Genomic DNA, 16,693 nt, shown 5'->3' with positions numbered 1-16,693 from the left:
ATTGTAATGACCTTTTAAAAAAAAGAACGATATTTGTCAACAATCGTTACAAAAAACATCTCTTTTTAAGAGAGTTTTAGTTTTAAATTAACAAGAATGAATAAAAATGGAGTTTTAGCTTGGGCTACAATCATCATGGTTGTAGTTGGTATTGCCCTAATTGGTTTGGGTGCTTTTAGATATGATGATGTAGCTGGATGGGGATTTGGAGCAGTTGGAATTGGTTTCTTTGCCATAGCCTGGGTGTTTAATGCTTTAAAAGGAAGAGTTTAGAAAATAAAAAAAACCGCCATTAGGCGGTCTTTTTTTTATGATCTTTTTCTTTTTTTATACTCTTTAGTTGTTCTCTTTTTCTTCACAACTTTTGCTGGTTTTCTTCTCTTAAGAACTTTATCTCTAGAAACCTTTGCTTTTGGATTTGCTCTGTAATAATAGAAGTTATCATCTTCTTTAAACTTTCTATAGTTGTTTCTAAACTCTCTTTGATAGAAATAAGGATCGTTGTAAGAACAAACAGTTCCTAGGTTGATATTAAATCCAACAGAAAAACCATCATCATAATAATAATCGTTGTAATAATCATTATATCTCACTTCTCCGTAAAACCTTGGAGTTCCCCATCTGTTGTATTTGATTCTTAGATCTCCTACATTCGTTAATCTTCCTCTGTTGTATCTCATGTAAACAGTTCCGATTCTTCTTACATTCCCTCTGTAATCATATCTAATGTTAACATTTCCTATTCGTTTAATTCTACCTTGGTAATCTCTTTGAATTCTAATTCTTCGGTTTCTTCTGTTGTTTCTAAGATACCTAGAGTCAAAATCGAAATCTCCATTTAAGAAAACATGAAATCTAATTCCTCTTTCTACAAAAGTAACAGCATCATCATAACGATTTTCTACCCCAAAGATCTCAGTTGATTTTTTGCCATTTTTGGCTTCAACATAAGAAACCATCATGAACATTGCTAATAATAATAGTACACCTTTTTTCATAATTTGTGGTTTTAGGGTTGTGCCTACTCGTATGCTTTTCGGCTTCCGCATTTGAAAACTAAATTCCAAAGAGCGTGCCAAAAAAAATGAAAACATGTTTTTGAAACAATTTTTGTAATTGAAAGTCTTTATTGCGACTACTGTTGTAAAGTGAACAGATTTTGACAGAATTCGTCAGAAAACTTCACAAATTTTAAATTAAACTCATATATTTATCACTGAGAAAATCGCATCTATGATTGACGCCATCGAAAAGAACCTGAACAGGGGAATAAAATTACTAAATTCTATCACCGACGAACAATATAGTAACACTTCTACACCGCCCTATTTTTCTAGTATTGGATCGCATATGCGACATATACTTGATGTCTTTTCGTGTATTTTTAATGGAATGGAAAGTAAAAAGGTTGATTTTTCTGCAAGAGAAAGAAACCCTTTAGCCGAACAAACTACTGCAGCAGGAATAGAATATTTTAATACAATTATTCAGAAATTACACCAATTGTCTGATGACGATTATGAAATGATGATCTCAGTTACTGATGATTTAGGAACCGGAAAGGTTACTGCAAATTATACCTTGGCTAGCGCTTTAATTCAGGCACATAGTCATGCCATTCACCATTTTGCTACTATTGGGTTTATTGTCAATAGACTTGGTGTTGAATTACCGGATGAGGATTTCGGATACAACCCAACAACTCCAAAGAAAGAATTAGTAAATTCTTAAGAGATTCTTTTTTATATTTACTCAAACGTTAGTCTGAGTGGAAATTAGTAAAGAGCTTTTATTTTTCTTCAGTGCATTAGGAGCATTCAACGGAGTTATCTTAAGCTTATATTTTTTGTTCTTTGTCAAATCAAGACACATTTCCAATAAATTTTTAGGAGCTTTTCTACTCATGATCAGTATTAGAACCGGAAAGTCGGTATTCTTTTACTTCAACCCTGATTTATCATTTCATTATTTACAATTTGGATTAACCGCCTGCCTATTTATAGGCCCTTTTTTATATTTCTATATAATGTCTGTAAAAGGCGCTCACAACTCAATTAAAAAGGAATGGATATATCATTTTACTTTTTTGTTGATAACAGCTTTGGTCGTAGGATTTTTATATCCTTTTAAAACAAATATAGATCTTTGGCGCCCCTATTTTATAGATGCTATTTATTATGTATGGTTAGTGTATACTTTACTCTCATTATATAAATTACTACCAGCCTTAAAAGAAGCACTCAAAGGCAGATCAAAAGTAACGAGTTCAGATGTTTGGGTGTTGAGTATTTTCTTTGGAAATTTTGCTGTTTGGGCATCTTATAAATTCTCCTATTTTACAAGCTATATTACAGGGGCACTGACTTTTTCTTTTCTCTTTTACTTGATGATATTGTTTTTATTCTTCAATAGAAAAAAGAGTAAGATTATTTTTAATCCTACAGAGAAATATGCCGATAAGAAATTTGAGTCTTCTGAAGCAGAAGCTTTAATTGAGGTTCTAAAAAATGTGATGTCAGAAGAATCATTATACAAAAACCCGAATTTAAAGTCATCAGACGTTGCCAAGAAAATTCAACTGACTACTCATCAATTTTCTCAATTATTAAACGATAATTTAGGTAAAAACTTTGCTAGTTTCGTTAATGAATACAGAATAGAAGAAGCTAAAAAGAAATTATTGTCAAACTCCAGTTTTACTTTAGAAGCAATTGCTTACGAATGTGGTTTTAACTCAAAATCAACATTTTATACCGCATTTAAAAAGATTGTTGGAATAACCCCCTCACAATTTAGAAGTTCAAATTTATAAATCCGAACTTCTAATTTATAACTCAAAATTACTTTTCAAAATACAATTTTCATATTGACTGAAATTTAAAATCATCCCTATGAGAATTATTGTTTTAGTCTTATCTATTTTCTTTTTTGCGAGCTGTAATAAAACAAAAGAAAAAGTAAGCAAAGAGAGAATCTTATTTATTGTTTCAAACCAACATACGTATGGAGATACCAAGTTAAATTCTGCAAATCACTTTGGAGAAATTGTATCAGCTTATGATGTGTTGATAAAGGAAGGCTATCAAGTAGACTTTGTTAGTCCAAAAGGAGGAGCTATACCATTAGGATATTTGAATACGTCAGATAGTATTCAGAAACACTATTTATACGACGAACACCTTATGGGTAAACTTAAAGCTACTCAAAAACCACAAGACATAAGCCCTTCTAATTATAAAGCTGTTTACTACGTAGGTGGAGGTTCTGCAATGTTTGGTGTTCCGGAAGATAAGAACATTCAGAAAATTTCTATGGCTATTTACAATAGCAACGGAATTGTTTCTGCTATTTGTCATGGAACAGCAGGAATTGTAAATCTAAAAACAGATGACGGAGCCTATTTATATGCTAATAGAGAAGTAAATGGTTTTCCTGACATGTTTGAAAATAAAAATGCTCAATACTATCAAACATTTCCTTTTTCTATTGAAGAGACCATTAAAGAACGAGGAGGGAAATTTCTGTATTCCAAAAAAGGATGGGATAACTTTTATAAAATAGACGGTAGATTAATTACGGGTCAAGATCCAACAGCAGCAGCTACTGTAGCAAAAGAAATTATTAAACAATTAAATACACTTCGAAAATGAAAAAACTAGTTTTACTTATAACGTGCTTTATTGGACTGTCAGTTCAAGCTCAATCTGAAGTTGAAGCAATTAATAAAGTACTTTACGATTACATTGAAGGTACTGCCAATGGAGAACCGGAAAGGCTAAAACAAGCTTTTGATGAAAACTTTAACCTGTATTTTGTAGCCAACGATTCCTTAAGAGTGTGGAGCGGAAAGCAATATATAGGGAATGTAAAAAAAGGAAGAAAAAGTAATCGAATTGGTAAAGTGCTATCTATAGACTATGAAGGAAATGCAGCAGTTGCCAAAATAGAGATATTAATGCCCTCACGTAAACGGATATATACTGATTATTTATTGCTATTGAAAATCAAGGATAAGTGGAAAATCATTCACAAATCGTTCACCTTTAAAAATTACCCAAAATGAGAAGAGTAATTGTATTAGCGCGCTTATTTTGTACGCAGGGTACTAAAACATAAACCTATTTCTTAGACAATTTTTTCAAACGCTTCGAATACGCTTTTAAAGCAAGCATCTCTTTGATAAAAGGGAAGGTTTTACGATAAGGAACATTCTGATGTTTGTGATTGTACATCGCAATCTTATAAAGCTGTTTCCAATGCGTCCTAATGGTTTTTAGGGCCTTCCAGTAGTTCATTTTTGTAGCATCATAAATATGCGTGGGCTCAGCTAAAATTCCGTTCAATTCAAGAATTTTGAACTTACCTTGGTTGAGCTCTTCCAGCGTGTTGTATTTTATATCAAGCCTTCCGTAGTACCATCCTTCTACTTGATGATTCAATGTATTCATAGAAGCTATAAGCTCATCATTAATCAAGTGATTTCCATTGATAAATCGAGTCCCTTTAGAATGATTACCAATAGACGATAGCTTGATGTGCTTTCCGTTTTCAGGAATCATATCCCAATTGATCAAAGGATCATTTTTGATAAGCTCATAGTACAGAAAAGCACGTTCATCAGAAGCAACTAGTTCTTTAATTGTAGATGTTCCATCTCCAATAATCGTTAAAAACTCTTTGAGTGTAATAGAAGTAACAGTTCCTTTTTCTTGATCAGGATGTCTGTAATAAAAAATACCACATTCATTCGAATGAGTTAAGAATTCTTGAATGATAATAGAAACAGGATATTTTTCCAAATAAGAGATCAAATCACTCTCATTTTCTATCTTTTTTACCAACAAACCTCTAAAACCTACATCTGGTTTTACAATCATAGGGTAGGAAATACCCTCTTCTTTAAGAAGCTCTATTGTTTTATCTATCTCAGAAGTTTCTTCATGTAGAACCGACTTAGGAATATAATTTTCGGGTAATAATTTTAGGGTTTTGTATTTAGACTCAGAACCAATACCGGAGTTTCTTATTGAAGGGTTTACTGCGGTATAAAATACAAGGTTTCTTGCTACAATTCCATGAACAAATGCATAAGGAATATTAGGAATGTAAAACATTAGCAAAGGCCAATGTTCCCAATGTAAAATTTTATGGAGTCGAGTATTTGCCAATTTATTTTTCGTGAAAAAGAGCGCTTAAAATAACACGGAAAGTCATAAAAGCATAAAAGATTGTAAAGAGCATGAGTAAAGAAGAGATTACTAAGAAAGCAATACTAAACCAATATTGAGCCCCTTCTTTATAAATAGCAATTGCTTTAAACGACATGCTTAACAAAATGGGAGAAGCAATAAATAAGAACAGCAAAATTGCCAACCTTTTTAATCCTTTCCTTAAAACTGAAAAATCTGTTCCCATTATTAATAGTTTTGAATTACTTTTCTAACACTTCCATACTTTTTTAGCAATTCTGATGCTTTAGACGGTTCTATATCCAATTCCTTAACAAGCATTCTAATTCCTCTGTCAACTAACTTATCATTAGAAAGTTGCATGTCTACCATTTTATTACCCTTAACTCTTCCTAACTTGATCATGGTAGCTGTAGATAACATGTTTAAGACCATTTTCTGAGCTGTTCCGGCCTTCATTCTAGAACTTCCGGTTACAAACTCAGGCCCTACAACAACTTCAATAGGAAATTGAGCAGCTTTACTTAAAGGAGAGTTCTCATTGCATGTAATACATCCGGTGATAATATTTTGCTGATTGCAAACTTCTAATGTAGATACCACATAAGGAGTTGTACCCGAAGCAGCAATTCCAACAACAACATCTTTTGAGCTAATATCATATTCTTGAAGATCTTTCCATCCTTGTGTCACGGAATCTTCGGCAAATTCAACAGCTTTTCTAATAGCAGAGTCGCCGCCGGCAATCAATCCAATGACCAATCCGTGAGAAACACCAAATGTAGGCGGACACTCCGAAGCGTCTAAGATTCCTAATCTACCGCTGGTACCTGCGCCAATATAAAAAAGTCTTCCGCCTTCTTTTAACTTCTCAGTGATCTGCTCTGTTAAAAGAGATATTTGAGGAATGCTTTTTTGAACAGCCAATGCAACTGTTTGATCTTCTTTGTTGATATTCTGAATGAGATCAGAAGTACTCATCTCTTCTAAATGATCGTAGTAAGAATCTTGCTCAGTAGTTTTGATAAAACCCATACCCAAAAGTACACATTAATGAAGAATCTAAGCTTGAAATTAAATCAAAAAGTGACATTTTGATAAAAGCTGTGTCATATTAAATGAAGTTCAATTAATTAGAAATATACTATGAATACTATTAAACAATCATTTGCCAATTTTTACGATGCGATAGCATCAGGAATAGGAGACTGGGGATTAAAATTATTAGGAGCTTTTGCAGCATTGATCCTAGGATTATGGATCATTAGAATGTTCATGAAAGGAGTAGCCAAAGCTTTTGAAAGCAGACGAATAGACGAAACATTGCGTCCTTTCTTGTTAACAGCGATTGGTTTTTCTTTAAAAGCCTTATTGATCATATCTATCGCAGGAATTGTAGGAGTGCCTACAGCCTCATTTGCAGCTTTAATAGCTGGTATTGGTGTGGCAATTGGAGCAGCTTTTAATGGCTCGTTAGGTCATCTAGCTTCCGGAATTATGTTATTGATATTTAGACCCTTTAAGGTGGGAGATTTGATCAAAACCAATGGAGCTTTCGGATTTGTAAGAGAGATCTCAGTTTTTGTAACTGTGATCGAAACATTTCAAATGGAAACTGAGATCATTCCTAATTCATCCATTACTTCAGGTAGAATTACCAACCTTACCAAGTTAGGGAAGTTAAGGGTAGATATGCCATTTGCGATTCGTTATGGATCTGATATTAAAAAGGCAAAAGAAATAGTGATGGAAGTATTGAGAACAGATAAGAATATACTTGATGAAAAAGACATGCAGCCTAGTGTTGTAGTTAATAATTTAGGAGAAAACGGTATTGAGCTTTTGGCTATGCCTTATGCAACTTGCGAAGCTTACTGGGATGTGTATTGGGAAACAAGACAAAGAATCGTTGAAGCTTTAGGAACAGCGGGATATGAAGCACCATTACCACAACGAGTTGTTACGATGGTTCAATAGAAAAAGAGGAAAAAGACAATAAAAAAAGCCAAGTAGAATACTTGGCTTTTTTGTTTCTATTAAAATAGAAATTATATACCGTTTACAATTGAGTTCAATGTAGCACTTGCTCTCATTGCATTGTTTGCCAATTCATCATTAGGTTGATAGTATCCAGCAATATCAACCGGATTTCCTTGAATAGAGTTCAACTCATTTACGATTGCCTCTTCATTTGCTAGCATTTTTTCAGCAATTCCTGAGAATTGATCTTTTAATTCAACATCATCGTTTTGATTTGCCAAAGCTTCAGCCCAGTACGTTGCTAAATAGAAATGACTACCTCTGTTATCCAATTCACCGGCTTTTCTTGATGGAGATTTCTTGTTATCTAAGAACTTTCCAGTAGCATTGTCTAATGCTTCAGCTAAAACTTTAGCCTTGCTATTGTTATTTACTTCGCTATAGTGCTCTAATGAAACAGCCAATGCTAAGAACTCTCCTAAAGAATCCCAACGTAAGTGATTTTCTTTTACAAACTGTTGTACGTGTTTAGGAGCAGACCCTCCGGCACCTGTTTCAAACAACCCACCACCGTTCATTAAAGGAACGATTGATAACATTTTAGCAGAAGTTCCCAATTCTAAGATAGGGAAAAGGTCTGTTAAATAATCACGTAACACATTACCTGTTACAGAGATTGTATCGTTTCCGTCTTTGATTCTTTCTAAGCTAAACTGAGTAGCATCTACAGGAGATAAGATTCTTAGGTCTAATCCTTCTGTATTGTGATTTGGAAGATATGTATTTACTTTTTTGATCAATTCAGCATCATGTGCTCTGTTCTCGTTTAACCAGAAAACAGCAGGTGTATTAGTAGCTCTAGCTCTGTTTACAGCTAATTTTACCCAATCTTGGATTGGAGCATCTTTTACTTGGCACATTCTCCAAATGTCACCTTCTTCAACAGAGTGTTCTAATAAAACAACACCTTCAGCATTGATTACTTGTACAGTTCCGTTAGAAGCAATTTCGAAAGTTTTATCGTGAGATCCGTATTCTTCTGCTTTTTGAGCCATCAAACCAACGTTAGGAACAGTTCCCATAGTTGTTGGATCAAAAGCACCATGTTTCTTACAGAAATCAATAGTTGCTTGGTATATACCAGCGTAAGAGCTATCAGGAATAACAGCTTTGGTATCTTGTTGTTTTCCCTCTTTATTCCACATTTGACCTGAAGTTCTGATCATTGCCGGCATAGATGCATCAATGATCACATCAGAAGGAACGTGTAAATTGGTAATTCCACGATCAGAATCTACCATTGCTAAATCAGGGTTGTTTTCAAAAACAGCAGCGATATCAGCTTCGATCTCTGTACGTTTCTCTGCTGGTAATTCACTTAAGTTGCTTACTAGGTTTCCAAAACCGTTGTTTACATTCACTCCAACAGAAGCTAATGTTTCTCCGTGCTTTTCAAACACATCTTTAAAGAATACTTTTACAGCATGTCCGAAGATGATAGGGTCAGAAACTTTCATCATGGTAGCCTTCATGTGTAAAGAGAACAATAGTCCACTTTCTTTAGCATCTGCTACTTGCTCTTCCAAGAATTGTAAAAGAGCTTTTCTGTTCATTACTGTAGAATCTATGATCTCTTTGTCTTGTAAAGCAATGTTCTCTTTAAGAACTGTTTTTTGACCGTTTGTATCTGTATGTACAATGCTAACACTCGTAGCACCGTTAATAGTTGTTGATTTTTCGTTGTGTGCAAAATCTCCTTCAGTCATGGTAGCCACATGCGACTTAGAGTCTGAAGACCATACTCCCATAGAATGAGGGTTTTTCTTTGCATAATTTTTTACAGCTTTAGGAGCGCGTCTGTCAGAGTTTCCTTCTCTCAATACCGGGTTTACAGCAGATCCTTTTACTTTGTTGTAACGAGCCAAAACATCTTTTTGCTCATCTGTATCGGCTGATTCAGGATAATCAGGAAGATCAAACCCTAATGCTTGCAATTCTTTGATAGCAGCTTTCAACTGAGGAACAGAAGCACTAATGTTAGGCAGCTTGATAATATTGGCCTCAGGCTTCTTTGCCAAATCACCTAGTTGACTTAACGCGTCTTCTACTCTTTGGTCTTCCGGAAGTAAATCTGAAAAATTGGCTAAAATTCTACCGGCCAAAGAGATATCTTTTGTTTGAAATTCAATATCCGAGCTTTGGGTAAAAGCTTTTACAATAGGTAAAAAAGAACGAGTTGCTAATGCTGGAGCTTCGTCTGTAATGGTATAAATGATTTTAGCTTTTTTCGTCATAATAGTATTTTCTAGAAAAGACTTTTGGGAAAGTCTGTGAATTAAAGAATTAAGTTTGCTGTAAAGCAGCGCAAATTTAAGAATTATAAGCCTATTTTACGAGTCCGTAAGGCGTTATTTTACTCTTAAATTTAAAGATGTTTATGGGTTTTGATACATGTGGAGAAAAATAAAAGCCATATCATTCAATTGCTTGACTGATATGGCTTCTTCGAGGTAGATTGTAAACAAAGATTTGTATTGCTACACAATCAAATAGAGATATGACTCTATGTTTCTTTCAAACAAAGAAACTGTTTCTTGTTTCCACCTCAGTTAGAAACTCCGCCTTACTTTGGCATGTTGCCTCCGCTCAACTTTATTGGAGCTTCTACTGAACTTCTAACTTAATCCATTTTGTACAACTAAATAATTATACATTGTAGGGTTTCATTCTGTTACTTACATAACTTCACTCTTCCCTTATTGTCTTTGCCGAGGAAACTCAAACGCAGACTAATCGACTAAGTCTAGAAATCCAAAAAATAAAGAACGTTACTTTATTTATTACTTTGGTTAGTATTCCCTATTTCTTTCGAAATCTTTCCTACTTCCCTCAGCAATTATGATTCAAATATAGAACTGAAAATGAAAGATGCAAATTTTTTAAGTGATTAAAAATCAACAAAGTACTAACAGGTGTTTTCAACATTTGTTAATAAAAAACAGGCTCCAATAATTTGAAGCCTGTTCTATATGTTTTTTAGAAAGTTGAGAATTAGTTTCTTCTCTCTTTAATTCTAGCTTTCTTACCAGTAAGGTTTCTAAAGTAGTAGATACGTGCTCTACGTACTTTACCTTTCTTGTTTATTTCAATCTTTTGGATAGATGGTAAGTTTACCGGGAAAATTCTTTCTACTCCAACAGTACCAGACATTTTTCTGATAGTAAAAGTTTCAGAAGTTCCACTTCCTCTCTTTTGAATTACTACACCTCTAAAGTACTGTGTACGTGTTTTGTTTCCTTCTTTAATTTCGTAGTATACTGTAATAGTATCACCAGCTGCAAATTCTGGGTTTTCTTTTCTTGTAACAAATTCGTCTTGTACAAATTTTACTAAAGATTCCATTTTTAATAATTTATGGTTTTAAGTAAAATCAACATTCACGGCCTTCGTCAGAGGTTAATTTTAGCGAGTGCAAATTTAGAAATTTATTTTTGTAAATAAAACCTATTAAGATTATTTTTTTGGCTGATAATTAGAGCAATAGAATACCCAGAACTTTCGGGCTCTGCCAGAGTCCTTGTTTAAGATAATTGGTTCTAACTCAACAACAGAACTAAAGTTTTCTTTAACGTTAGGATCTATCTCTCCTTTTTTCTGATCGCTTTTAAAACGTTTGTCAGAATCAATAAAGATGGCATCAGTACCTCTTAAGAGCTCCATATCATCACCCAAGTAGTCAAAATGCAGAGCGTTAAGCCCAACAACATTCTGAGCGTACACTTTTTTATTCAGAAAGAAGCGAAGTTGTGCAGATGTTTTGTATCCGTCCATTGAAAACAAAAATGTATCAGGATGCTTTTCTTGAAGTTTAGCAACTTCTTCAGATAGCTCTTCCCAACCTGTCCATGTATCATCACTTTTAATAGGAACAAAGAAAAAGATTACCTGTGCGGCTAATGCAACATGAAAAACAACAGAGATTATAAGCTGCCATTTTAAGAGTTTTTTATTGATGTACATAGCGGCAATAATAACTCCGGTTATATAAGAAGGCATCATCCAGTTCATTTTTACCCAATAAAAAGGAGTCAATAAAAAGAACCCTACAAAAGTGGGAACAAAGAATGCCAAAAGAAAAAGAGTCTTTTGAGAAGGAAGCTTGAATTTAACAAGTGCTTTTTTGATGTGCTTAAATGTGAATGCAATAAATACGGCAAACAAAATAGGGATCAATAAAAATAATTGATGACCAATAGCTCCAAAAAAGGATTTCGGTTTGATCTCAAACTTAGAAATAGAACCTGTTCTTTCTGTAGATTGAAATGCAAACGAAGCAAATTCATTCTGATAGTTCCACCACCAAACAGGAAAAGTTGTACCAACAAATAAGATCAAACTAATCCATAGCCAAGGCGATATCAATAGCTTTCTGTATTTCGAAGAGAAGACAAGAAAAGCAATCAACCCAATAGGAAGTAAAAGTGCTGTATACTTACTGTTGAAAGCTAGCCCCATTGTAATTCCGGCAATGATCCAGAACCATTTCTTTTGTTCAAAAACCGCTTTGTATAAAAACGAAATACTCAATGTCCAAAATAAGATTAGTGGAACATCCGGAGTAGAATTGAACGAAAGAATGGAGATAAATATGGTAGAAGCCATCAAAACCATACTTTTCCATATTCTGTGTTTTGATAGGAAAAGTGATGAAAGCTTGTAAAAGCTATAAAGGGTTAAAGAGGTAATGATAAAATCTGTAAGCTTAACAACCAATACAGATTGACCAAATATTTCGCTGGAAATTCTCAAGAGATACCCAATCATTCCCGGATGATCGAAATAAGATAACGATAAATTCTGACCATAAAGATAGTAGTAGGCATCTTGTGGCATTAATCCCATAAAAGGAAGTAACAATAAGCGAAAAGCTTGAAAACCTAATACCCAACTTAAGGCAGGGTGTTTTTTTATGAGGGCTAAAAATTTATTCATCCAATAGATCTGGTCTTATTTTTTGTGTACGCTCATAAGCTTTTTCTGAACGCCATTCTTCAATTTTAGGAAAATTTCCTGAAAGAAGCACATCCGGTACTTTCATTCCTTTGTAATCTGCCGGTCTGGTATATACAGGTGGAGATAATAAATTGTCTTGAAATGAATCTGTCAAGGCAGAAGTCTCATCACCTAAAACTCCCGGGATCAATCGTACAATGCTATCGCAAACAACGGCAGCAGCCAATTCACCTCCTGTTAATACATAATCTCCAATGGAAATTTCTAAAGTGACATATTTATCGCGAATTCTTTGATCTACGCCTTTGTAATGGCCGGTTAAGATCAAAATATTCTCTTTTAGTGAGAGTGTATTTGATATAGATTGATTTAATGTTTGAGCATCCGGAGTCATATAAATGATCTCATCATAATCTCTTTCTTTCAAAAGATCTTCGATACAATTAGCTATGGGTTCTATCATTAAAACCATACCTGCACCACCTCCAAACTGATAATCGTCTATTTGACGATAATTTCCCAATCCGTAATCTCTTAGATTATGCAAATGAATTTCTGCTAAACCTTTGTCTTTGGCTCGTTGAATGATCGAGTGATTAAAAGGACTTTCTAAGAGTTCCGGTGCTACTGTAATAATGTCAATTCGCATAGCCACAAATGTACAAGTTTTGAGTTAGTTTATATCTCTTAAGATAGTTCTAACTACACTGTATAATATATGAGTATTCCAATCTTCTAAATAATAGAATGCTCTATTTATATTTCTCTGATCTGATTTTGAATATATTACAAAATATGTTACATAGTCAGTAGTTCCTGCATCTTCCCATTTGATAAGTACTTCTTTTTGTTTAAGCACTTTATCTAACTTGATGGTTATTCCTTCTTTGGAAATTTGAGTTTTGTCAATAAAAAAGGGCTTATTCTCCCAAAACTGATTGATAAAAGATTGTGCGATATCATCAAAATAAAAATTCCAGAGATTTTCTAATATAGTGTTATAATCATTTAAAAGCTGTGTCTTTTTGTAACCAAAGTAACTTTTAAATTGGATTTTTAATAATTCGTCTTTTTTATTTCGTATGAAAACCTGATACTCACGTCCAATTGTAAATTCTACCTCTATCCATCTAATACCAAATCTACAATCCTTAATATCTGTTTTTAAAAATTTAGTAGGAGTCTTCTTGAAATTATCGTATTGAATAAACTGATCCGAAATTATAAGTCTTTGAGGATTATTTTCGGTAATTCCCTTTCTGATAGATAATTCTACAGTATTGTTCATTTATTAGTCGATATACTTTTCTGGGATCGGATGCTTTTGATTTTCGGCTTGCCAGTAAACATTCAATATCCACCAGCGCTTTCCATCGTATAATAATTGAATGCTGTTGATTCCTCTCATAAAAGGTTTCGTATCTTTTTTAGATCGAAAACTTTCGTAAGTAGAAAATAAGTGAGCAATGTTGCCAAACCTTTCGGTTTTTCTGCCAATTTCCTTTTCGTAAAAACCATTTTCATAGAGCCATTTTCCTGAAGTTTTGATGTAGCCTTCCGGAGTTAAAAAACGAGCGCCTGTAACTCCTTGAGGATTGGTTCCTGAAGGAATCAATTTGGCATCTTTGTGAAATAAGAATTTGAACAGTTCCCAGTTTCGTTCTTCACCTTTTTCACCGGAAATAACAGCGTATAGAGTTTTTACCGTACTATCTATGGTCTGTACTTTTTTTAAATAATCAGTGTTCTGAGCTTGTAGGGTTATAGAAGCTAAGAAGAAGAGGAGGGTTATTTTTTTCATATGATGAATTGTTTGCAAATTATTTATAGCCAATTTCTTCTGACAGTTGTACTTTGCTTTTTGCAAAGTTCCCTGTACCAAAAGCAATTTCTTTTCCATTTTCATTATAAAGAATAGATTCAGCCACAAATAAATTCCTTGATTTAAATTTTACTTTACCAACCGCTCTGATCTTTCCTTTGTTTGCCGGACGAATCAAATTAATATTAAAACTGGTGGTTAATACAAAAGCGTCTTCTACAATAGAGTTAACGGCAAAAAAAGCAGCATCATCCAGTAGTTTAAAGTACACAGAGCCATGAATAGCTCCCAATGCATGAAAGTATTTTTCGGAGATGGTAAGACCAATCTCAGCAGTTTCAAAACCAATCTTGCATTCTGTTGTATCGTAGATCTCAGTATTTAAATTGGCATTTAAATACATGCGTTCCAGTTTTCTGTAATGTTCTTTATTTTCCATTCAAAAATTAAATTAATCGATCATCGCTACCACTCTTGCCGGAGCAGCTGAAGCTCCAACGATCTTTAAAGGAAAAACAGCAACTTTAAATCCTGTATAAGGCAAGGCGTCTAAATTAACGAGCTGCTCCATATGACAGTATTCCTTTTTTTGACCTACAAGATGTGCTTCCCAAAACAATTCTGAGTTATTGGTTTCTTTTGCTTTTTTGATCAAGTATTTTAAAGGTAGATCCCATCCCCAAGAATCTATTCCCATAACTTTAATTCCTTGGTTTATCAACCATTCAGTAGCTTCGGCACTCATGCCGGTTCCTTTATCCGGAAAATCTTTAGTACCATTATATATATCCCTTCCGGTTTTGATTAGAACGATCATTCCTGACTCAATAGAGAGCTTTTCTTTCTCTAAAAAAGTTTTGATGTCTGAAGAGGTGATAGGATCAAAATCTTGTTTGTGTTTCATGTCGATCACAATTCCGTTTCCATAACACCAATCTAAAGGGATCTCATCAATGGTCTTGGCTTTTTCTCCATTTACAGTAGGAGAATAATGCCACGGTGCATCGATATGTGTTGTTGAGTGAACTCCCATTTTTTTAATCGTGTCATCAGCCCAGCCTTTAAAATCTTTTGGGAAAAGCCTTTTGGGTAGCCCGAGAATTCTCAATAATAACCCTGCCTTTTTATGAGGTTTATGTTTGATCTTAACTTTCATAAACCAAGGATCGGTCTTATTGTATTGGATGGGTTTGGATAGATCTATGATTTTCACAACGAGGTTTGGTTTAGAGATTTTACCTTGATCCTCAAATATACTAAAACGTAGCTTTGGTCATTCTATCCTTTCCAAACAAGTCTTTCTTTAATTCGATGTTTTGAAATTGATAGTCATGCAGAAGAGCTAACATTTCTTTTCCGAGATATTGGTTGATCTCAAAAAACAAGAGTCCACCTTTTGTTAAATGTTGTTTGGCTATACCTGCAATTGTATCATAAAAGATCAGAGGATCAGTATCATCAACAAATAAAGCTAGTTCGGGTTCGTTCTCAAGAACATTGTTTTTCATCTCCGCTTTTTCCAACTCTCTTACATAAGGTGGGTTGGAAATGATAATATCAAATTTTATGTCATTACGAGGAATCCCTAAGTTTTGGGATGACGAAGTAATCTCATGAGATTGCTTCATTTCATTCGCAATGACACTATTTAAATTATTGACTTGAAGAATGTCTAGTTCTATAAAACTAATCTCTGCCTGATTCAGTTCAGCATTTTTTTTAGCAACTTCAATAGCTTTTTTAGAAATATCTATTGCTGATATTTCAGCATTTGGTAAATGTTTTTTCAGAGAAATAGGAATACAACCACTACCGGTACCAATATCCAAGATCTTTACCTTTTCTCCTTTTTCTTTAACTTCTTTAATTACCCACTCTACCAATTCTTCAGTTTCGGGTCTGGGGATCAATACATTTTTATCTACGTAAAAAGGAAATCCATAGAATTCGGTCTTACCTATAATATATTGTATAGGTTCTTCTTTTTTTAACCGTTGAAGTGCAATGTCTAGAGATTCTTGTTCTTGATCAGAAATTTCACGATCCGGATTCATGATCAGGTCAATTCGTTGCAACCCTAAATACTCTTCGATCAAATAAGCGAAGAAGGTATCAACCTCTGTCTTTGGGAAAATAGAAGTTAATTCATTAGAAAAATGATCATGAAAGGTTTTAAGCGTCATAGTTTTTTTATCATCCAAACATCACAAGAATAGTGACAGGTATTTCCCATTGGGCCATCAATCTGAGAAAACCCACTCTTTTTGTACAAAGATCTGGCAGCAGTCATATAAGGCATGGTTTCTAAATAACACTGATCAAATCCAAATTCTTTTGCTTTTTCTAAGCACTTATTGATCATTTTAGAACCCAAACCACGACCTCTGGCAATTGGCAAAAAGTACATTTTTTGTAATTCGCAGGTGTTTCCTTCAAAATTATCCAACTGAGCAACTCCACCGCCACCAACAACTTTTCCTTGATGTTCAATTACATAATAAATAGCTTTTTCTTTTTGGTAGGCAGCATGAAGATCATCTAGGGCTTTATCTTCATAAGCAGTACCAACTTTAGGTGCCCCCATTTCAAGAATTACCTCTCTAACAACGTTGGCAATTTGAGCATTGTCGCGAGGTTCTATTTCTCTTATGATAAAATCAGATGGTGTCATTTATTCCACTATTTTTGT

20 protein-coding genes are annotated in these 16,693 nt (G+C 34.0%); 6 read left to right on the top strand and 14 right to left on the bottom strand.

Features of this window, described 5'->3' with window-relative positions; all coding sequences use genetic code 11:
* The first annotated feature begins 96 nt into the window (after nucleotides 1-96).
* On the top strand, nucleotides 97-273 hold the full coding sequence (locus ACFSRZ_RS01420; protein ID WP_379664732.1) for a CAL67264 family membrane protein: 177 nt from the start codon (nucleotides 97-99) through the stop codon (nucleotides 271-273).
* 35 nt (nucleotides 274-308) lie between these two features.
* On the opposite strand, the gene ACFSRZ_RS01415 is transcribed toward ACFSRZ_RS01420, so the two are convergent.
* The gene (locus tag ACFSRZ_RS01415; protein ID WP_379664731.1) at nucleotides 309-998 is read right to left on the bottom strand and encodes a hypothetical protein; all 690 of its coding nucleotides are present in this window, start codon (nucleotides 996-998) and stop codon (nucleotides 309-311) included.
* Nucleotides 999-1,233: 235 nt separating this feature from the next.
* Here ACFSRZ_RS01415 and ACFSRZ_RS01410 point away from each other — a divergent pair, with 235 nt between their 5' ends.
* From ACFSRZ_RS01410 to ACFSRZ_RS01395, 4 genes are all read left to right on the top strand, one after another.
* Nucleotides 1,234-1,731, top strand: coding sequence for a DinB family protein (locus ACFSRZ_RS01410; RefSeq protein WP_379664730.1), 498 nt, complete (start codon nucleotides 1,234-1,236; stop codon nucleotides 1,729-1,731).
* 37 nt (nucleotides 1,732-1,768) lie between these two features.
* Nucleotides 1,769-2,812 (top strand): helix-turn-helix domain-containing protein, encoded by a 1,044-nt coding sequence (locus ACFSRZ_RS01405; RefSeq protein ID WP_379664729.1) that lies wholly within the window; start codon nucleotides 1,769-1,771, stop codon nucleotides 2,810-2,812.
* Nucleotides 2,813-2,891: 79 nt separating this feature from the next.
* A complete protein-coding gene (locus ACFSRZ_RS01400) occupies nucleotides 2,892-3,650 on the top strand; it encodes a type 1 glutamine amidotransferase domain-containing protein (RefSeq protein ID WP_379664728.1) in 759 nt (252 codons plus the stop codon).
* Nucleotides 3,647-4,063 carry a nuclear transport factor 2 family protein gene (locus ACFSRZ_RS01395; protein ID WP_379664727.1) on the top strand — a complete coding sequence of 139 codons (417 nt, stop codon included), beginning with the start codon at nucleotides 3,647-3,649 and terminating at the stop codon, nucleotides 4,061-4,063. The genes ACFSRZ_RS01400 and ACFSRZ_RS01395 overlap by 4 nt, the downstream gene beginning before the upstream one ends.
* 55 nt (nucleotides 4,064-4,118) lie before the next feature.
* Here ACFSRZ_RS01395 and ACFSRZ_RS01390 read toward each other — a convergent pair whose 3' ends face one another.
* The 3 genes from ACFSRZ_RS01390 to murQ are packed head-to-tail and all read right to left on the bottom strand — an operon-like array spanning nucleotide 4,119 to nucleotide 6,224.
* Nucleotides 4,119-5,114 (bottom strand): hypothetical protein, encoded by a 996-nt coding sequence (locus ACFSRZ_RS01390; protein ID WP_379664726.1) that lies wholly within the window; start codon nucleotides 5,112-5,114, stop codon nucleotides 4,119-4,121.
* Between the two features lie 55 nt (nucleotides 5,115-5,169).
* Nucleotides 5,170-5,415: a DUF6095 family protein gene (locus ACFSRZ_RS01385; RefSeq protein ID WP_379664725.1), complete on the bottom strand. Its 246-nt coding sequence runs from the start codon at nucleotides 5,413-5,415 to the stop codon at nucleotides 5,170-5,172.
* A 2-nt stretch (nucleotides 5,416-5,417) separates the two neighbouring features.
* Complete coding sequence (murQ, locus tag ACFSRZ_RS01380) at nucleotides 5,418-6,224, bottom strand: N-acetylmuramic acid 6-phosphate etherase (RefSeq protein WP_379664724.1); 807 nt, start codon at nucleotides 6,222-6,224, stop codon at nucleotides 5,418-5,420.
* A gap of 111 nt (nucleotides 6,225-6,335) precedes the next feature.
* On the opposite strand from murQ, the gene ACFSRZ_RS01375 reads away from it, so the two are divergent.
* On the top strand, nucleotides 6,336-7,166 hold the full coding sequence (locus tag ACFSRZ_RS01375) for a mechanosensitive ion channel family protein (protein WP_379664723.1): 831 nt from the start codon (nucleotides 6,336-6,338) through the stop codon (nucleotides 7,164-7,166).
* Between the two features lie 71 nt (nucleotides 7,167-7,237).
* Here the strand turns inward: ACFSRZ_RS01375 and ACFSRZ_RS01370 are convergent, their stop codons facing one another.
* The 10 genes from ACFSRZ_RS01370 to ACFSRZ_RS01325 all read right to left on the bottom strand — a co-directional run bounded on the left by ACFSRZ_RS01370 (nucleotide 7,238) and on the right by ACFSRZ_RS01325 (nucleotide 16,675).
* The gene (locus ACFSRZ_RS01370) at nucleotides 7,238-9,463 is read right to left on the bottom strand and encodes an NADP-dependent isocitrate dehydrogenase (protein ID WP_379664722.1); all 2,226 of its coding nucleotides are present in this window, start codon (nucleotides 9,461-9,463) and stop codon (nucleotides 7,238-7,240) included.
* A 757-nt stretch (nucleotides 9,464-10,220) separates the two neighbouring features.
* Nucleotides 10,221-10,571 (bottom strand): 50S ribosomal protein L19, encoded by a 351-nt coding sequence (gene rplS, locus ACFSRZ_RS01365; RefSeq protein WP_379664721.1) that lies wholly within the window; start codon nucleotides 10,569-10,571, stop codon nucleotides 10,221-10,223.
* A 111-nt stretch (nucleotides 10,572-10,682) separates the two neighbouring features.
* Nucleotides 10,683-12,161: an ArnT family glycosyltransferase gene (locus ACFSRZ_RS01360; RefSeq protein ID WP_379664720.1), complete on the bottom strand. Its 1,479-nt coding sequence runs from the start codon at nucleotides 12,159-12,161 to the stop codon at nucleotides 10,683-10,685.
* Nucleotides 12,154-12,831: a tRNA (guanosine(37)-N1)-methyltransferase TrmD gene (gene trmD, locus ACFSRZ_RS01355; RefSeq protein WP_379664719.1), complete on the bottom strand. Its 678-nt coding sequence runs from the start codon at nucleotides 12,829-12,831 to the stop codon at nucleotides 12,154-12,156. Before trmD ends, ACFSRZ_RS01360 begins: the two co-directional genes overlap by 8 nt.
* Before the next feature lie 24 nt (nucleotides 12,832-12,855).
* Nucleotides 12,856-13,470, bottom strand: a complete 615-nt coding sequence (locus ACFSRZ_RS01350) for a hypothetical protein (RefSeq protein WP_379664718.1) — start codon at nucleotides 13,468-13,470, stop codon at nucleotides 12,856-12,858.
* A gap of 3 nt (nucleotides 13,471-13,473) precedes the next feature.
* Entirely contained in the window at nucleotides 13,474-13,983 is a 510-nt protein-coding gene (locus ACFSRZ_RS01345) for a hypothetical protein (protein WP_379664717.1), read from the bottom strand.
* A 19-nt stretch (nucleotides 13,984-14,002) separates the two neighbouring features.
* Nucleotides 14,003-14,443 (bottom strand): PaaI family thioesterase, encoded by a 441-nt coding sequence (locus ACFSRZ_RS01340; RefSeq protein WP_379664716.1) that lies wholly within the window; start codon nucleotides 14,441-14,443, stop codon nucleotides 14,003-14,005.
* Nucleotides 14,444-14,455: 12 nt separating this feature from the next.
* Nucleotides 14,456-15,217 carry a cyclase family protein gene (locus ACFSRZ_RS01335; protein WP_379664715.1) on the bottom strand — a complete coding sequence of 254 codons (762 nt, stop codon included), beginning with the start codon at nucleotides 15,215-15,217 and terminating at the stop codon, nucleotides 14,456-14,458.
* A gap of 43 nt (nucleotides 15,218-15,260) precedes the next feature.
* A complete protein-coding gene (gene prmC, locus ACFSRZ_RS01330) occupies nucleotides 15,261-16,187 on the bottom strand; it encodes a peptide chain release factor N(5)-glutamine methyltransferase (protein ID WP_379664714.1) in 927 nt (308 codons plus the stop codon).
* On the bottom strand, nucleotides 16,184-16,675 hold the full coding sequence (locus ACFSRZ_RS01325) for a GNAT family N-acetyltransferase (RefSeq protein WP_379664713.1): 492 nt from the start codon (nucleotides 16,673-16,675) through the stop codon (nucleotides 16,184-16,186). The genes prmC and ACFSRZ_RS01325 overlap by 4 nt, the downstream gene beginning before the upstream one ends.
* Nucleotides 16,676-16,693: the final 18 nt, after the last annotated feature.

It is taken from the genome of Pseudotenacibaculum haliotis, assembly GCF_042684245.1.
GTDB lineage: Bacteria > Bacteroidota > Bacteroidia > Flavobacteriales > Flavobacteriaceae > Polaribacter > Polaribacter haliotis_A.
This window is presented reverse-complemented; position numbering and strand designations above follow the sequence as displayed.